Annotated in this window: 1 protein-coding gene; it reads right to left on the bottom strand. The window is 62.0% G+C overall.

Annotation, left to right across the window (positions count from 1 at the left end; translation table 11 throughout):
- On the bottom strand, window positions 1–234 hold a 234-nt coding region (locus MO867_RS23125), incomplete at both ends, for a hypothetical protein (protein WP_373565937.1).

Below are 234 nucleotides of genomic sequence, written 5' to 3'. Positions count from 1 at the left end.
ACCCACGTTATAGGGGTAGCTCATGTCGTAGTTGATGTGGTAGAGTTGGGCCAGGGGCAGGTTGGCGGCGAAGTGCCAGGTCTCGCCGCCGTCGCGGCTGATGTTGAGGCCGCCGTCGTTGCCGTCGATCACGTACTCAGGGTCGTTGGGGTCGATCCAGAAAGCATGGTGATCCGGGTGAACGCCGTTGCCGTAGTCGGCGATCTGGCGGAAGGACTTACCGCCATCCTCCGA

It is taken from the genome of Microbulbifer okhotskensis, from assembly GCF_023895975.1.
Classification (GTDB): Bacteria; Pseudomonadota; Gammaproteobacteria; order Pseudomonadales; family Cellvibrionaceae; genus Microbulbifer; species Microbulbifer okhotskensis.
This window is presented reverse-complemented; position numbering and strand designations above follow the sequence as displayed.